The organism is Photobacterium sp. GB-1, assembly GCF_003026165.1.
In the GTDB taxonomy this organism is placed as follows: Bacteria; Pseudomonadota; Gammaproteobacteria; order Enterobacterales; family Vibrionaceae; genus Photobacterium.
The window spans coordinates 46,189-60,022 of record NZ_PYOB01000008.1; the positions used below are offsets into that span (position 1 = coordinate 46,189).

The window sequence follows — 13,834 nt, forward strand, 5'->3', positions numbered from 1 at the left end:
TTTGTTGAGTAAAGGAAAGGGCTTTGTTTGTTTTAGCACAAATTTATTACTTGTAATTGATGCTATCTTGCGACTCTTTTTAATATTGCTCGCTATTCATCGCGGTGTTTACAGCTATTTATTTGCAATCAGGTAAAGCAATGCAACTGCACGAACTCGTTAATACATTTGGTCAAGACTTACAGCGCCGTTATGGTGAAAAAGTCCATAAGTTAACTTTGCATGGCGGTTTTAGCTGTCCTAATCGTGATGGAACGATTGGTCGGGGAGGGTGCACATTTTGTAATGTGGCCTCTTTTGCAGATGAAAAGACTCAGTTTTTACCTATTAAACAGCAATTAGCAGAGCGTGCCGATGAAATTCATCGTGCAAAACGTTATTTAGCTTATTTTCAGGCTTACACCAGTACTTATGCTGAAGTTCAAACGCTAAAGAAAATGTATGAAGAGGCGTTAAAAACGACGGATATTGTAGGGTTATGTGTGGGAACTCGACCTGATTGTGTGCCTGATGCGGTATTAGCACTACTGTCTGATTATGTACAACAAGGCTATGAGATTTGGTTAGAATTAGGTTTACAAACGGCAAATGAAAAGACATTAAAGCGGATTAACCGAGGTCATGATTTTGCATGTTATGCCGCTATCACTCAACGTGCACGGGCATTAGGGATCAAGGTTTGCACTCATTTAATTGTTGGGCTGCCAGGTGACACCAAACAAGATAACCTTGATACGATCAGTAAAGTGGTGGCGGTAGGCGTGGATGGGATAAAATTGCATCCACTACACATAGTTGAAGGCAGTAAAATGGGGCAAGCATATAAAGCCGAACGTTTAGACCCTATTAGCCTTGAAGAGTACACCAACATTGCGAGCGAAATGATCCGATTAACTCCTGCTGATGTGATTTATCATCGGGTTTCAGCCGCGGCACGTAGGCCAACCTTACTGGCACCAATGTGGTGTGAAAACCGCTGGTTAGCGATGACTGAAATTGGACGTAACTTAGATACTTATGGTGGGCAAGGGAGTCTAATTAATGACGCTTTTGTATATCAACGCCCACAATTAAAATAGAATACAAAACAAAGCCTACGTGATGTGGGCTTTTTTGTATGTGAAGGTTATAGTTTCAGCTTTTTATTCTGGCGCAATTGATATCAGCGCTTATGATTAACAAGCTTACACGTCGCTTTGACGGCATCTTTCTTCTTTTGGTATTCAGTGATGAAACAAGTCAAAATGTTAGCTCAGTTTTATGTCGATCTTCTGGTTAAATTAGGGATCGTTCGTTTTAGCCTACTCCTTGCATTAGCATTGGTTGCATTAGCCGTTGTTGTTCAAGTTAGTGTGACGTTAGTACTACATGGCACCGTGAATGATATTGATATCGTGCGATCGGTGACATTTGGTTTATTAATAACGCCTTGGGCTGTTTATTTTCTCTCTGTTGTCGTCGATCAGTTAGAAGACTCACGTCAACGCTTATCGAAGTTAGTCACTAAACTAGAAGAGATGCGCTCGCGAGACATGGAGTTAAATAAACAGCTTCAAAACAATATTGCGCAGTTAAATTTAGAAATAGAAGAAAGGGAAAAAGCGGAAGAAGCACGTGAAGAAGCGATGCATGATCTCGAAAATGAGGTTTATCAGCGAGAAAATGCCCAAGTAGCGGTGGCAGAGCAAAGTGCATTATTAAAGTCTTTCTTAGATGCGTCGCCTGATTTGATTTACTACCGTAATGAAAAAAACCAATTCTCAGGTTGTAATCGTGCAATGTCAGAGTTAGTGGGTAAAACAGAAAAAGAACTAGTGGGGTTAACACCCTGGGATGTTTACCCTGAAGAAGTCGCTAAAAGAATTATTAAAACAGACGAAGAGTTGTTTAACGAAAATAGTGCTATGACAGATGAGCAGTGGTTAGTTTATCCAAATGGTAAACGTGCGCTATTTGAACTTCGTAAAGTACCATTTTATAACCGCAATGGACGTCGTCTTGGTCTAATGGGCTTTGGCCGTGATATTACCGAACGTAAAAAATATGAAGATGCGTTAGAAAAAGCCAGTAGCGACAAAACCTCATTTATTTCAACTATTAGCCATGAATTACGCACCCCACTCAATGGTATTGTTGGCTTAAGTCGTATGTTACTCGATACAGATCTTACTGATGAGCAGCGTGGTTACTTACGTACCGTACATGTTAGTGCGATCACCTTAGGAAATATATTTAATGATATTATTGATTTAGATAAATCCGATCGCCGTCGTTTAGAGTTGATGCCAAAACCATTGGATTTCAACGAGTTCATTGATGAAATGGGGAATATTTCTCAGTTAATGGCTGAGCAGAAAGGATTGCGTTTTGACCTAGAGTGCTTAACTGAACTGCCAAAAAATATTGAAGTCGACAGCACGCGATTGCGTCAAGTGTTGTGGAATCTTATCGGTAATGCGACCAAGTTTACTAAACAAGGTGGCGTGATTTTATCGGTTAGCAGTGAAATTCATGAGCACGATGCTGATGTTATCTTTGAAGTTGAAGATAGCGGTGTTGGTATTCCTAAATCTGAAATCGATAATATTTTTGCCATGTATTATCAAGTGAAACAAGGTGACGATAATATTCATGCTGTAGGAACAGGGATTGGACTTGCCGTATCTCGCCAGCTCGTTCAGCTAATGGGGGGAGATATCACTGTTCATTCTGAAGTGGGTGAAGGTAGTACCTTTACGGTAAAAATTCGCGTTCCGCTAGTAGAAGATGTTATTGAAGAAGAAATCGTGACTGAAGTAAAACCAGAGCTTACTGGTTTAAGTATCTTCATGGTGGAAGATATTGAGTTAAATATCACGGTCGCTAAATCCTTGCTTGAAAGTTTAGGTCATGAAGTCACTGTTGCAATGCGAGGTGATGAAGCCTTAGCGATGTTTAAACCAGAAGATTATGATTTGGTCTTGTTAGATATTCAATTACCAGACATGACAGGCTTTGATATTGCGCAGAAACTACGAGAAAAATACCAGGATTTGCCAGCATTGGTTGCTCTAACGGCTAATGTTATCAGTGATAAAAGCGAATACCTTGAAAAAGGGATGGATGAAGCGATTAGTAAACCATTAAGCGTGAAAGCTATCACTAGCGTGATTGAAAACCTCGTTCTAAGTTGTAGTTATGAGGAAGATGAAATTAACGATTTAACCGATACTAACAGTGATGGAACAGGGCCTAGCGATAAAATGATCGACAAGTTGCTCGACTTGGAGATGTTGACCTCTTACGTTGATATTGTAGGGACTAAACCTGTTTATGCGAGCATCGAAATGTTTGAAAAAATGATGCCAGATTACATTGCGATTTTAGATTCGAATATGGTCGCGAAAGATCAAGATGGGATTAAGTTTGAAGCGCATAAAATTAAAGGTGCAGCAGGTTCTATCGGTTTAAAACACATTCAGCAAGTCGCACAAAAAGCACAGTCTCCTGAACTTCCTGCTTGGTGGGAAAACATTAATGACTGGGTTGATGAAATTAAAAATGGTTACCAAAACGATATTGATGTGCTGAAAACATGGTTAAAACAGTACGAGAAATAGAGTGATGGTATTGCATTTAAAATAAAAAAGGCTCCTTAGGAGCCTTTTTATTATGGTCTGAACTTCACGAATTACTCTTCGCCAAGATCACCACAGAAACGGTAACCTTCACCGTGAATTGTTGCAATGATCTCTGGTGTATCAGCAACAGATTCGAAGTGTTTACGGATACGACGAATAGTTACATCGACGGTACGGTCATGTGGCTTAAGCTCACGACCTGTCATCTTCTTAAGAAGATCTGCACGAGTTTGGATCTTGCCTGGGTTTTCACAGAAGTGAAGTAGGGCGCGGAATTCAGAACGTGGAAGCTTGAATTGATCACCGCTTGGGCTTACTAGTGAGCGACTGTTGATTTCAAGAGACCAACCGTTGAACTCGTAACGCTCAACCAATTTCTTATCTTCAGTAGGAAGACCTTGGTTCATAGCACGAGTCAATAAGTTACGTGCACGGATAGTAAGTTCACGAGGGTTGAAAGGTTTAGTGATGTAATCATCAGCACCAATTTCAAGACCTAGGATCTTATCAACTTCGTTGTCACGACCTGTTAAGAACATTAGTGCCATATCGCCTTGCTCACGAAGTTCACGAGCAAGTAGAAGACCATTTTTACCTGGTAGATTAATATCCATGATCACTAGGTGAACAGGATTGTCAGAAAGCATTTGGTGCATTTCTGCGCCATCGTTAGCTTCAAAAACTGTGTAACCTTCCGCTTCAAAAATACTTTTTAGGGTGTTACGTGTTACGTGCTCGTCTTCTACGATAAGAATGTGAGGGGTTTGCATTGGCAGTACCTAATATCAAAAAACAAATCTGCATGAACAGAGTAAGTTAAATTCTATAAAAAAAATTCACATATAGGCAAAGTATTAACAAGAATACTTATTTGTTACGAAATCGCTGCCTATGTTGGTACACCATCCTTTTCCCGATAATTAAAACTATCGGAATACCTCATATATTGAGGTGTTGGCTACACTCTCCCTAATTGATGCAGCGATTGTATTCACTTAACAGCTCTCTAACAATGTTGTGCGTTTGTTTAGTATAGCTATTTATATGTTTGTTGATTTATATCAAACAGAATGAGCAAAGATAGATTATTCACTCTTAGTTTTAACAATATCGTCGAAGCTATAGTGGGTTGATTACTTCCAAGTTAAATATTCATGAAAAACATACCGATTGTGTGTTTTTCAGGCTATAACTTACATTAACTACAACATGTTATTTACGTTATGTTTTTAATTGTAACATTGACGTCGTTATGTTGCATGTTTTATATGTGATGAATCTAAACCTGATTCGATATTAGATTGACGCTAAAAGTTGTTAATACGTCTTCTACATAGCTATTTTGTTTATAACGTTACCTTGTTTCAAGTCGTGTTGATTTCTGCGTTTAACCATTAAGGGGTAGGTAACATTGTTAATTTACTTTTTGATGTTAGACAAGATGAGTATTGATGACGTTAACTGATACTAAGAAGAGTGAATGATGAAAGATTTACTACCGGATTTATGCGATCACTATGAACAAGATATCCATTTTTTGCCAATAGGATGTCATGATTATGGTGGGAAAAACATTTTTTACGGCCAATGTGTCACGCTCCGATGTTTTGAAGATAATAGCTTAGTACGTGACATATTATCTCAAGACGGCACTGGTAAAGTGTTATTCATTGACGGTCATGGTAGTTGTCGACGAGCGTTACTTGGTGATCAATTAGCATTGTTGGCGATTAAGAATCATTGGCAAGGGATCATTGTTAATGGTGCGGTTCGTGATATAGCAACATTAGCGACATTAAATTTAGGTGTAAAAGCATTAGGGGGATGTCCGATTAAGACAGTGAAGCGTCAAATGGGAGAGCTCAATGTGACATTAAATCTCAGTGAAAACCTAGTTTACCCTGGTGATTATATTTATGCCGATTTAAATGGAATTATCTTGTCTAAGCACGCGTTGGATTTATCTGTCTTAAGTGACTAATAGCTAACTTTTACTTAGAAGCTAAATCCTAATCCAAACTCAATGACTTGTTCGAGTTCTTCATAATCAACAGTCGCTCTAAGGTTTAGTTGATCTGATACATCATATTGACTACTGACCTCTATCCCTAACTTTGTATTCTCTTTAGTCGTTGCCGTATTTATTTCACTTTGTAGGCTGACTTTGGGCGTGAGATTATATTTAACACCTGATGCAATACCTCTAGACCCTCGCTGGGTTACTGTACCTGATGTTAATTGGGTACTTAAATAAAGTTGAGTATTTTTGGTAATGGTATAAGCGTATCCGCTGTCAATTTGCCAAACATCAAATGCTTGTTGATGACGTGATTGTGACGAGAGAAACCACCCTGATGATTGTTCTTTATTGCGATTATAAGTGGGTTCGAAGTCATCGAATTCAGAGGCAAATACAGGCTGAATCCCTAATAATACAATCATCCCTAATAATAATCTCGTCATACCATTATCTCTAATTATTATTTTATGTTACTAACTTTAGGGTATTGGTAGATAAAATGCATTTCAGATTTAAGAAATAGACACCCTGTTTTACATTATATGAGCCAGTACGCTTATTTTATGTAACTAGTGTTTTAATTATTACAATGTGATGATGTTTTTTGTTGATTGTTAATGCTGATGAAATCGATATTCAGATGGATAAGGGAACACATCGGGATAATTTTCCTCCGTAATATTCTGTTGTAGCTTTTGCCAATAGCTCGCTTCAAACAAATCACTATGTAGCTCGTCAAATAATGCGCGTACTTTGGGGTTTATTAATAAAAAGGTACGAAACTCTTCAGGAAAGACATCATTGATTCCTACGCTATACCAAGGCTCTGCCGCCAGTTCATCTTCTGGGTATCGAGGTGGTGGAATTTTACGAAAATTCATCTCTGTCATGTAGGTGATTTCGTCATAATCGTAAAACACTACACGCTTATGTCGAGTCACACCAAAGTTTTTAAATAGCATATCACCTGGAAAAATGTTGGCTGCGGCTAACTGCTTTATAGCGTTGCCGTATTCATTAATAGCAAAGCGTAGATCACCATCGTCTGCTTTTTCTATATAGAGGTTAAACGGCACCATGCGTCGCTCCATATATAAATGTTCAATCATAATCGTATCATCAGTTAGCGTAATGATAGAGGGAGCGATAGACTGTAGCTCTTGGATTAATGCTTCGCTAAAACGCTCTCTAGGAAAACAGAAATTACGATACTCCTGGGTATCCGCCATTCGACCAACACGATCATGTCCTTTTACTAGCTGATACTTTTCTTTGACAGTGTTGTGGCTTATATCTTTTTGAGGTGCAAATTTGTCTTTAATGATCTTAAAGACAAAATCATAAGATGGCAGAGTAAATACCGACATCACCATGCCTTTTATGCCGGGCGCTACGACAAATTTGTCATCAGTTGTCGCCAAATGGGCTAAGAATTCACGGTAAAGCTCTGTTTTTCCATGTTTTTGGCAGCCAATCGCAGTATAAAGTTCAGCAAGGGTTTTATTGGGAATTAACTGTGAAAGGAAACGAACTAATGCAGCTGGCGCAGGGGCATAAACCATAAAATATGAGCGTGCAAAACCAAAAATAATACTGACATCGTTAGCGTCACAAATACACGCATCAAGATAAATTTCATGACTACTATCGTTTAAAATCGGAACGACAAAGGGACAGAAATCGCCATTAGAGAATGTGAGTTTTCCGATTAAATAGGCGGCTTTATTTCGATAAAAAGGCTCACGAATAAGCTCAAGCGTTGTATCTTGATCGAACTTATTACCCAGATCCCGTTGTAAGTGTTTAAGTAATAGTTGGATATCTCTCGATTTATCTTGCCAAGTTAACGTAAAGGGCGTGTCATCAAGTATTCTTTCAAACATCGCACTCAGTGTTGTTTTAACACGATAGTGGCGCGTTAGTGATGTTGGGTAAGGGGGAACACGATCTTCTTGTGAAGTATGAACAAACAATTTATCGCGATTAATATTTCGATGTTTGAATATACGGCAATATACTGAATTGAAGAAGCTCTCAGCAATATCGTAACGAGGATAGTCTAAGAGTAAATCTTGGTAGGCCATTTTCACAGCCATTAAAAAATCATGATTGGCGTATCGTTCACCTAGCATAATTTGAATTTGGTTTGTGACTAATTCAACATGATGATCATAAAAGCTGATCCGCTTCTTTAAAGCATTATGTACAAGCCCCCAATGCTGTTTTTCAAAACGTTCTTGTGCTTCAGCTGTTACATCGAGAAAGCGACCGTACATGGCATCAAAGCCTTGTAAGATGGTATGGGCAATTAATGATTCCATGGCAGCGCTCATTTGGTACTCCTCCCGATGCAATATATTCACGCCTAACTATGCAACGTAGTCCGCATGACTGCAAATAGAATAGCCATTTTTGTTAATTAAAGTGACTGATAATTGATTAATTTCGCCATCTATTGTGTTGTGCAATTGTAAAGATATTATTGACTCTAATGTATGATTGCTGTAAACGTAAGCTATTAGCAAAAAAGAATTTGTAGACCAATGAAGAATGTATTCAGCTCTCACGCCATTACACGCATTATTATTACCATTAACATCTTCGGTGTTGGTGCGGGCTGATATACGCAAGGATTAACAATAAGCCCGCAACTCATATTGAGCTGCGGGTTTTTTTTTAACGATTTTAAATTCACATATTTGAGTATATCTAGATGCGATAACTAGATAGATCAGGATAGTCACTCGGGAGTAGGGAATGCGAGTATTTAAATTTGGCGGTTCATCATTAGCCGATGCAGAGCGATTTTTAAGAGCAGCAGATATTATTGCGAGTAATGCTCAGCAAGGTGACGTTTCTGTTGTGCTATCAGCACCAGGGAAGGTAACAAATAAATTAGTTTCAGTGATTGATAACACCGTGAAAACGGGTGAATCATCGCTACAGTTGGCCGATCTCGAACAGGTATTTACTGAATTGTTCAGTGGCTTAAAAGCCTTAGAGCCTCAGTTTGATAAAGCCGCTTTAGATGCAAAACTGGCGAGCTCTCTAGGACAACTAAAAGAGTATGTTCATGGTATTAAACTATTAGGTTTATGTCCTGATAATGTGTATGCGACGATCATCAGTAAAGGTGAACGTCTTTCTATTGCAGCGATGAAAGCTTTACTTGAAGCGAAAGGTCAGCCTGCAAGCCTTATCGATCCGGTTAAATATCTCTATGCTGAAGGTGATTACCTTGAGGCGCATGTCGATATTGAAATTTCAACGCAGAATTTCCGTCGTGATCCATTACCTGCCGGGCATGTTTGTATTATGCCTGGCTTTACCGCAGGTAACAGCAAAGGTGAGCTAGTAACACTGGGTCGTAATGGTTCTGATTATTCTGCTGCAGTGCTTGCTGCATGTCTACGTGCGGATTGTTGTGAAATTTGGACAGATGTTGATGGTGTCTATAGCTGTGATCCTCGTTTAGTCCCTGATGCACGCCTACTGAAATCTTTAAGTTATCAAGAAGCGATGGAATTATCTTATTTCGGTGCTTCTGTTCTTCACCCTAAAACTATCGCCCCTATCGCCCAATTTCAAATTCCATGCTTGATTAAAAATAGCTTTAGCCCACAAGCGCCAGGGACACTAATTGGTCAAGATACTGGTGAAGATCAATTAGCCATAAAAGGGATCACAACTCTAAAAGATCTTACGATGGTGAACGTGTCTGGCCCAGGTATGAAAGGGATGGTCGGTATGGCTGCCCGCGTATTTGGTGCGATGTCATCTGCTGGCGTATCGATTGTATTGATCACTCAATCATCATCTGAATACAGTATTAGTTTCTGTATTGAAACGGCAGATCATGTTCAAGCTGAAAAAGCGTTAAACGAAAGTTTTGAACTGGAATTAAAAGAAGGTCTGCTTGAGCCTGTTGAATTTTCAGATAACGTATCGATCGTAACTTTAGTTGGCGATGGTATGCGTACATCTCACGGCGTAGCATCGCGTTTCTTTACTTCTTTAGCGGAAGTGGATGTCAATATTGTTGCGATTGCGCAAGGATCATCTGAGCGTGCTATTTCAGCGGTTATTCCACAAAATAAAGTCCCAGAAGCTGTTAAAGCGTGTCATGAGAATTTGTTTAATAGCCAGCATTTCCTAGATGTTTTTGTGATTGGTGTTGGCGGTGTTGGTGGTGAGTTGATCGATCAGATCCAGCGTCAACAAAGTAAACTTGCCGATGACGGTATCGTGATTCGCGTCTGCGGAATGGCGAACAGCAAAGGGTTACTCCTGAGCCGTGATGGCTTTGACCTAGATAACTGGCGTGATCAAATGGGAGCGGTGAATGAGCCACTCAATCTTGCTCGTATGATCCAGCTAGTTCAGCGTAATCACATTATCAACCCTGTGATCATTGATTGTACGTCAGATCAAACCATTGCGGAGCAATATACTGATTACCTTGCTGCAGGCTTCCATGTTATTACACCGAATAAGAAAGCAAACACGGCTAGCATGGCTTATTACCAACAATTACGCCAAGCGGCACGTTTAAGCCGTCGTAAGTTTATGTATGACACTACGGTGGGTGCAGGTTTACCTGTTATTGAAAACTTGCAGAACCTATTAGCCGCAGGTGATGAACTACAGCGCTTCTCTGGCATTTTATCTGGCTCAATGTCATATATCTTCGGTAAATTGGATGAAGGCATGAGCTTTAGCGAAGCAACAACCGTTGCACGTAATAATGGCTTTACTGAGCCCGATCCTCGTGATGATTTATCAGGTATGGATGTGGCACGTAAGCTGTTGATCCTTGCCCGTGAGTCTGGTTTGGAGCTAGAGCTTTCAGACGTGGATGTTGAACAAGCACTACCACCAGGTTTTGATGCTTCTGGCTCTGTAGATGACTTCATGGCGCGTTTATCACAAGCGGATGCATATTTTACTCAATTAGCTCAAGAAGCGGCAAAAGAGGACAAAGTACTGCGTTATGTTGGTGAAATCGATAACGGCCATTGCTCGGTGAAAATTGTTGCGGTGAACCCTGATGATCCAATGTTTAAAATTAAAGATGGTGAGAATGCCTTAGCTTTCTACAGCCGTTACTACCAACCGATCCCACTGGTATTACGTGGTTACGGTGCGGGTACGGAAGTAACTGCCGCGGGTGTCTTTGCCGATTTAATGCGTACATTAGGCTGGAAACGAGGAGTATAAGATGAGTGTTGTTGTTTATGCTCCGGCATCGATTGGTAATGTGAGTGTTGGTTTTGATGTTTTAGGCGCGGCAGTATCGCCAATTGATGGCACCTTATTGGGCGATCGAGTAAAAGTGGCTGCGGGTCAAACACCTTTTAGTTTGCAATGCGTTGGTGCCTTTGTTGATAAACTGCCGCAGCAGACAGAAGAGAATATTGTCTATCGTTGCTGGCAAGTATTTGCACGAGAGCTGGATAAAAAAGGGGTCACGTTACTCTCAGTTGATGTGACATTAGAAAAAAACATGCCGATTGGATCTGGCTTAGGTTCAAGTGCTTGTTCGATTGTTGCCGCATTAGATGCACTTAACCGTTTCCATGATCAACCGCTTAATGAAACAGAGCTATTAGCGCTCATGGGTGAGATGGAAGGCGAGATCTCAGGGAGTCTTCACTATGATAACGTCGCACCTTGCTTTCTTGGTGGATTGCAGTTCATGGTGGAAGAGCTTGGGATCATAAGCCAGAAAGTCCCTTGTTTTGATGATTGGTATTGGGTGATGGCTTACCCTGGGATTAAAGTTCCAACGGCTGAAGCGCGTGCAATTTTACCGGCACAATATCGTCGCCAAGATGTGATCACTCATGGTCGTCATTTAGGTGGTTTTATTCATGCCTGTCACTCAAACCAACCGCTGTTAGCTGCGAAGATGATCAAAGATGTCGTGGCTGAACCTTACCGTGAAAAGCTGTTACCTGGCTTTGCGCAAGCACGTCAGCATGCGTTAGATGCAGGGGCGATTGCGAGTGGTATTTCAGGCTCTGGACCAACCATGTTTAGTGTTTGCACCGATTTAGAGGTCGCTAAACGACTTGCACGTTGGCTCGAAGAACATTATGTTCAAAATGATGAAGGATTTGTTCATGTTTGTCGATTAGACAGCTTGGGCGCAAAAGTAACAGGAAGTGAGCTATAACAATGAAATTGTATAATCTAAAAGAACATCAAGAGCAGGTTTCATTTGGTCAGGCTGTACGTCAAGGATTAGGACGTAACCAAGGTCTATTCTTTCCATCAGAACTCCCTCAATTTAGCGATATTGATGCATTGCTAGAGATGGATTTTGTCACACGTAGTAGCAAGATCCTTTCCGCGTTTATCGGTGATGAGCTAAGTGAAGAAACTGTTAGCCAAATGGTTGATAGTGCATTTCAGTTCCCAGCACCTATCAATAAAGTAAAAGACGGCGTGTATGCGCTAGAGTTGTTCCATGGCCCAACATTAGCATTCAAAGATTTTGGTGGTCGTTTTATGGCGCAATCACTAGCAGCAGTAACGGCTGATAGTGAAAGTGATATCACGATTTTAACCGCGACATCAGGCGATACAGGTGCCGCTGTTGCGCATGCTTTTTATGGCATGGATAACATCAAGGTTGTGATTTTGTACCCGAAGGGCAAGATTAGCCCATTACAAGAAAAGATGTTCTGTACTTTAGGTAAGAACATTACAACAGTTGCGGTAAATGGCACATTTGATGATTGCCAAGCATTAGTGAAACAAGCATTTGATGACGCTGAGTTGCGCAAAGAAGTGGGTTTAAACTCTGCTAATTCCATCAATATTAGCCGATTAATGGCGCAGATCTGTTACTACTTTGAAGCTGTTGCTCAACTGCCTAAAGCGGAACGTGAGCAATTAGTTATTTCAGTACCAAGTGGTAATTTTGGTAATTTAACGGCAGGCTTATTAGCTAAATCGTTAGGTTTACCTGTTAAACGCTTTATTGCGGCAACGAATGAAAATGACACTGTTCCACGTTATTTACAAACGGGTGAGTGGTCTCCAAAAGTCACTGTTCCAACTATTTCAAATGCGATGGATGTTAGCCAACCGAATAACTGGCCACGTATTGAAGAGCTTTGTCAGCTAAAAGGTTGGGGGTTAAATGAATTAGGTTATGGTGCTGTTACGGATGAGCAAACAGCTGAAACCTTAAAGCAAATGAATGAAGAAGGCTATTTATGTGAGCCTCATGGCGCGATTGCTTATCGTATTCTTAACGAGCAATTAAATGATGGCGAAACAGGTTTGTTCCTTTGTACTGCGCATCCAGCGAAATTTAAAGAAGTGGTGGATGAGATCTTAGATAAAGATATTCCATTACCTGCACCTTTAGCGAAGCATAATGCGATGGAATTATTATCTTTAGAACGTGATAATGATTTTGAAGCCGTGAAGGCGGTATTACGTTCAGTACAGTAATAACGAATAGTATTTAGCGCTAAAAAGGAGCCGAGGCTCCTTTTTTTATTACTCTGTTATTACAGATAATAAAAAACGGCACATTGATCGTGCCGTTTTTTTATTGTTACGTACTTAATAAGGCAAGCTAGCAGGAAATTATAGGCTGCTAGTGAAAGTACGTGCGATAACGTCTTGTTGCTGTTCACGAGTTAGTGAGTTGAAACGTACAGCGTAACCAGAAACACGGATTGTTAGCTGTGGGTATTTTTCTGGGTGCTTAGCAGCATCTTCTAATGTTTCACGCTTAAGAACGTTTACGTTTAGGTGCTGACCGCCTTCGATTTTTGCTGGTGCTTCGATAGCTAGCTCACGGTATTCGATGTCACCTAGATCTGATTGAGCAATAACTTGGTCAGCTTCAAAACCAGATAGTGCACATACACAACGAGCTTCGTTTGTTTCGCTGTCTAGGATCCAAATAGTGTTTAGTAGATCGTCGTTTGCAGCTTTAGTAATTTGAATACCAGTAATCATAACTTATCTCCGAGAAAGTGGTGTTAATTTAATCTTTTTGCTGAGTCTTTAATGCTATAACTCAGCACGGCTACTTGTGTATTGATCTAGATCAAATTACAACAAAAAACCTTAAATAAAGTAGGGCTGTTTTATTGAGCTAAGTCAATCTAACGCCATTTTAAGGGTTAATCAACAACAAATTTTAAGCGATAAAAAATAGTTTAGTTTAATA

Annotated in this window: 10 protein-coding genes; 6 read left to right on the top strand and 4 right to left on the bottom strand. The window is 40.1% G+C overall.

Annotated features, from left to right (window positions below; translation table 11 throughout):
- Window positions 1–140: 140 nt before the first annotated feature.
- On the top strand, window positions 141–1,079 hold the full coding sequence (locus C9J45_RS10565; RefSeq protein WP_107290875.1) for a TIGR01212 family radical SAM protein: 939 nt from the start codon (window positions 141–143) through the stop codon (window positions 1,077–1,079).
- Window positions 1,080–1,229: 150 nt separating this feature from the next.
- A complete protein-coding gene (gene arcB, locus C9J45_RS10570) occupies window positions 1,230–3,599 on the top strand; it encodes an aerobic respiration two-component sensor histidine kinase ArcB (protein WP_107246736.1) in 2,370 nt (789 codons plus the stop codon).
- 71 nt (window positions 3,600–3,670) lie between these two features.
- Here arcB and arcA read toward each other — a convergent pair whose 3' ends face one another.
- Window positions 3,671–4,390 (bottom strand): two-component system response regulator ArcA, encoded by a 720-nt coding sequence (gene arcA / locus C9J45_RS10575; RefSeq protein ID WP_107208579.1) that lies wholly within the window; start codon window positions 4,388–4,390, stop codon window positions 3,671–3,673.
- Window positions 4,391–5,103: 713 nt separating this feature from the next.
- Here arcA and C9J45_RS10580 point away from each other — a divergent pair.
- Window positions 5,104–5,601: a putative 4-hydroxy-4-methyl-2-oxoglutarate aldolase gene (locus C9J45_RS10580; RefSeq protein WP_107207324.1), complete on the top strand. Its 498-nt coding sequence runs from the start codon at window positions 5,104–5,106 to the stop codon at window positions 5,599–5,601.
- A gap of 14 nt (window positions 5,602–5,615) precedes the next feature.
- Here the strand turns inward: C9J45_RS10580 and C9J45_RS10585 are convergent, their stop codons facing one another.
- Window positions 5,616–6,083 (bottom strand): hypothetical protein, encoded by a 468-nt coding sequence (locus C9J45_RS10585; protein WP_107260534.1) that lies wholly within the window; start codon window positions 6,081–6,083, stop codon window positions 5,616–5,618.
- A 171-nt stretch (window positions 6,084–6,254) separates the two neighbouring features.
- Entirely contained in the window at window positions 6,255–7,973 is a 1,719-nt protein-coding gene (aceK, locus tag C9J45_RS10590) for a bifunctional isocitrate dehydrogenase kinase/phosphatase (RefSeq protein ID WP_107207240.1), read from the bottom strand.
- A 424-nt stretch (window positions 7,974–8,397) separates the two neighbouring features.
- Between aceK and thrA the strand changes: the two genes are divergently transcribed.
- From thrA to thrC, 3 genes are read left to right on the top strand one after another with little or no spacing between them, the layout of a single operon-like run.
- The gene (gene thrA, locus C9J45_RS10595; RefSeq protein ID WP_107207241.1) at window positions 8,398–10,857 is read left to right on the top strand and encodes a bifunctional aspartate kinase/homoserine dehydrogenase I; all 2,460 of its coding nucleotides are present in this window, start codon (window positions 8,398–8,400) and stop codon (window positions 10,855–10,857) included.
- A gap of 1 nt (window position 10,858) precedes the next feature.
- Window positions 10,859–11,815 carry a homoserine kinase gene (thrB, locus tag C9J45_RS10600; RefSeq protein WP_107246732.1) on the top strand — a complete coding sequence of 319 codons (957 nt, stop codon included), beginning with the start codon at window positions 10,859–10,861 and terminating at the stop codon, window positions 11,813–11,815.
- Between the two features lie 2 nt (window positions 11,816–11,817).
- Window positions 11,818–13,104 (top strand): threonine synthase, encoded by a 1,287-nt coding sequence (gene thrC, locus C9J45_RS10605; RefSeq protein WP_107207243.1) that lies wholly within the window; start codon window positions 11,818–11,820, stop codon window positions 13,102–13,104.
- Window positions 13,105–13,242: 138 nt separating this feature from the next.
- On the opposite strand, the gene grcA is transcribed toward thrC, so the two are convergent.
- On the bottom strand, window positions 13,243–13,620 hold the full coding sequence (grcA, locus tag C9J45_RS10610) for an autonomous glycyl radical cofactor GrcA (RefSeq protein ID WP_107207244.1): 378 nt from the start codon (window positions 13,618–13,620) through the stop codon (window positions 13,243–13,245).
- Window positions 13,621–13,834 lie beyond the last annotated feature (214 nt).